At 69.3% G+C, this 3,693-nt stretch carries 3 protein-coding genes; all 3 read left to right on the top strand.

Annotated features, from left to right (window positions below):
- Positions 1–745 precede the first annotated feature (745 nt).
- A complete protein-coding gene (locus tag ABZ260_RS48385) occupies positions 746–2,131 on the top strand; it encodes a selenium-binding protein SBP56-related protein (protein WP_355631975.1) in 1,386 nt (461 codons plus the stop codon).
- 11 nt (positions 2,132–2,142) lie between these two features.
- Complete coding sequence (locus tag ABZ260_RS48380) at positions 2,143–2,769, top strand: hypothetical protein (RefSeq protein WP_355567350.1); 627 nt, start codon at positions 2,143–2,145, stop codon at positions 2,767–2,769.
- A 40-nt stretch (positions 2,770–2,809) separates the two neighbouring features.
- On the top strand, positions 2,810–3,693 hold an 884-nt coding region (locus ABZ260_RS48375; protein ID WP_355631972.1), incomplete at its 3' end, for a serpin family protein.

Raw genomic sequence — 3,693 nt, 5'->3', positions numbered from 1 at the left:
GTCGGACCCGGCGGGCGCCAAGGAGTCGGTCAACGCGGAGCTGAAGGAGCTGACCGGCAAGCCCGTCGCGCCGGCGATCCTGCACCCGGACCCGAGGGACCCGCAGGACCCGCAGGCGCCGACGGCGCACCCGGACCGGTAGGTGCTGATGGCGCACCCGGACCCGAGGGACCCGCAGGACCGGAAGGACCCGCAGGACCACAAGGTCCGGAAGGACCGCAAGGCCCCGAAGGGCCGGAAGGACCGCCCGGACCGCCCGGATCGGGAACTTTGAGCACCCCGACGACCAGGCCACCGGTTATCAGGAGGCCGATCATCACCGCCCCGATCATCTGGACTCCCATGCATGTCTGCTCTCCCGTGAAAATCTGCTGAGGTTTTCCGGAGAGCTCAGGGAGCAGGTCGATTGACACCTCCCGGCCCAGCGGTTCACTCCGTAGGTCCCTAGGACCAGGAAAGTGGCATTCGGGAACGGCTGTGCCGGGCAGGTGGCCGTCGACTGACCGACAGAACTGACAGACAGCGAGGTACGGGGCATCATCGCCCCGTACCTCGCTGTCTGTCCGCCCCCTGCCGGAAGTTCTCACGCCCGCGGGGCCGTCTCCTCTTCCGCAGGCCCGCGAATCGACACCGCCGGGCGTCGCAGCCCTCCACCCCGACTGCGCGATATGCCCTCTGGACAGCGGGAAGTTTTCCTACAAGATTAGTTGGATATCGGTTCCGGCTACGAGTCCAGGAGTTCGCTGTGCCGCTCATCCAGCCTGACCCCACCTTCTACCCGTCCGCCCGCGAGGCCATGCTGGCCCCTCCGGAGGAGCTCGCCTACGTCGCCCTCCTCGACGCGGCCGGCGACGGCCGGCCCGATGGGCTCGCCACGATCGACCTCTCGGACGGATCGATCATCGATGTGCACGACATGTCCGTCCCCGGCGACGAGCTCCATCACTTCGGCTGGAACGTGTGCAGCGCGGCCCTGTGCCCATACGCGCCGCACCCGCACGTGGAAAGGCGCTACCTGGTCCTCCCCGGCCTGAGGTCCAGCCGGATCTACATCTTCGACGTCAAGGACGACCCCCGGCATCCCAAGCTCGTCAAGACGATCGAACCGGAGACGGTCTTCAAGAAGACCGGCTACAGCCGCCCGCACACCGTCCACTGTGGCACGGACGCCATCTACGTCAGCGCGCTCGGCAATGTGGACGGCGACGCACCCGGCGGGGTGTTCACTCTCGACCACGACACCTTCGAGCCAAAGGGCCGCTGGGAGTCCGACCGGGGGTCACAGCGGCTGCACTACGACTTCTGGTGGCACCTCGGGCACGACACGATGATCACCAGCGAGTGGGGGACGCCCAACCAGATCGAGCCGGGCCCCTCGCTGGAGCTGCTGGTCGGCCGACAGTACGGCCACAAGTTGCACGTCTGGGACCTGGCCAAGCGCAGGCATCTTCAGGAGATCGACCTGGGTGACCAGCATCAGATGGCCCTGGAGCTCCGGCCCGCCCACGACCCGACCAAGACCCACGGCTTCGTCAACACGGTGATCAACGTCGAGGACCTGTCGGCCAACATCTTCACTTGGTACCTGGAGGACGGCCTCTGGAAGGCCCGCAAGACGATCACAATTCCCGCCGAGCCCGCCGACCCCGACCTGCTGCCCGAACCGCTCAAGCAGTTCGGCGCGGTACCGCCGCTGGTCAGCGACATCTCCCTGACCCTCGACGACCGGATCCTGCTCGTCTCGGCCTGGGGCACCGGCGAGCTCAAGGCGTACGACGTCTCCAACCCGTTCGCCCCGCGCGAGACCGGCTCTGTCCGAATCGGCGGGATCGTCCGGCGCGACGCCCACCCTGCCGCCCCTGACCGGGCGCTGAACGGGGGACCGCAGATGGTCGAGGCCAGCAGGGACGGGCGGCGGGTCTACTTCACCAACTCGCTCTACCGGTCCTGGGACGACGTCTTCTACCCCGACGGCATCTCCGGCTGGATGGCGAAGGTGGACATCGCCGACGACGGTTCGATCGCCCTCGACCCCGGCTTCTTCGTCGACTTCGCCACCGACGGCCGCCGTGCGCACCAGATCCGCCTGCAGGGCGGCGACTCCTCCTCCGACTCCTACTGCTTCCCCTAAAGGCCCGCCCGATGGATCTGACGTCCCTGCTCGTCCTGGCCGGGCTCGGCGCCTTCCACGGCCTGAACCCGGCCATGGGCTGGCTCTTCGCGGTCGCGCTCGGCCTGCAGGAGCGCTCGCGCGACGGAGTCCTCCGGGCGCTGCCGCCCATCGTGTTCGGCCACGCGGGCTCGGTGCTGATCACGCTCGGGCTGGTGTCCGCGGCACGGCTCGCCGCCCCGCCGAAAGCGATCTCGTACGGTGTGGCGGCCCTGGTGTGCGCCTTCGGCCTCTGGCGGCTGCTCAGACGGCGCCACCCCCGCTGGGTCGGCATGAGGGTGACGAGGTGGCAGCTGGCCGGATGGTCGTTCCTGATGGCCACCGCACACGGAGCGGGCCTGATGGTGCTCCCGGTCACCCTGCGCGGCGGGCATGAGGGACACGGAGGGCATGGGGGCCACGACGCCACCGCACTGGCCTCGCAGAGCCTGCTGGCGACCGGGGTGCACACGCTGGCCATGCTGGTGACGGCCACTGTCCTGGCCCTGGTCGTCTACGAACGGCTGGGGGTGGCGGTGCTCCGCAAGGCGTGGTTCAACCTCGACCTCGCCTGGGCCGTCGCCCTCATCGGGGCGGGTGCCTTCGCCGCACTCACCTGATGTCATCCGCCGCACCTAGGGTGAACCACCGTGCGGCGGCATGCGTGTTAGAAGCATGCGCCGACTGTTTCCCGCCCTGCTGGCCGTCGCCGTCCTGTCATCGTGCGCCATGGCCGAGCCCAATGTGATCACCGCTGAGGGGGTGCGGCGGGAGGTCCCGGAGAACCCTCCGGTCGCGGAGACCGTACGTGGTCTGACGTCCTTCGGACATGCCCTGTTCGCCGCGACCGCGAGCCCCGGGGCCAACGCCGTCCTGTCGCCCCTGAGCATCGGTTACGCCTTCGGCCTGGCGAGGGCGGGGGCGGGCGCGGACACCGCGACCGAGCTCGACGGGGTCTTCGGTTTCCCCTCAGGGGGACCGCATGCCTCGCTCAACGCGCTCACCAGGCAGATCATCACGACCGAGGACCCGCCACCCCATCCTGCCCCGAGTGCGGAGCGGGATGCCCGGGACACCCCCGCCCCTGCGATCGTGGGCATGGCCAACGGGCTGTTCACCCAGGAAGGGCTGAGCGTCAGGGCGGAGTTCCTGCGCACGCTCGCGGCACAGTACGGCACGGGTGTGCACCAGGTGGACTTCACCGGGGATGGCGCCAAGGTCATCGACGCCTGGGCCGAGGAGCGGACAGCCGGGCGGATCAGGAAGGTGTTCGACAACCTGAGCCCACGGACCAGGCTGGTCATCGCCAACGCCGTATACCTCAGGGCCGAGTGGACGACGCCGTTCGTCGAACCGCCCGAGGAAGGCGCCTCCTTCACCCGCGCGGACGGCACGACCGTGCGTACGGCCCTGATGCGCCGCGACGGCGGCCTCCCGTACGCGGCGGGGCCCGGCTGGCAGGCCGTGGAGTTGCGGTACGCCGGCGGTGACCTGGCCATGTGGGTTCTCGTACCGCAGGCAGGCGGTTCTCCCGGCGATCTGCT

Origin of the sequence: Streptosporangium sp. NPDC006013 (assembly GCF_040614275.1) — a bacterium.
Taxonomy (GTDB): domain Bacteria; phylum Actinomycetota; class Actinomycetes; order Streptosporangiales; family Streptosporangiaceae; genus Streptosporangium.
Note: the sequence above shows the minus strand (reverse complement) of the source record. Positions and strands in the feature narration are given on the sequence as shown.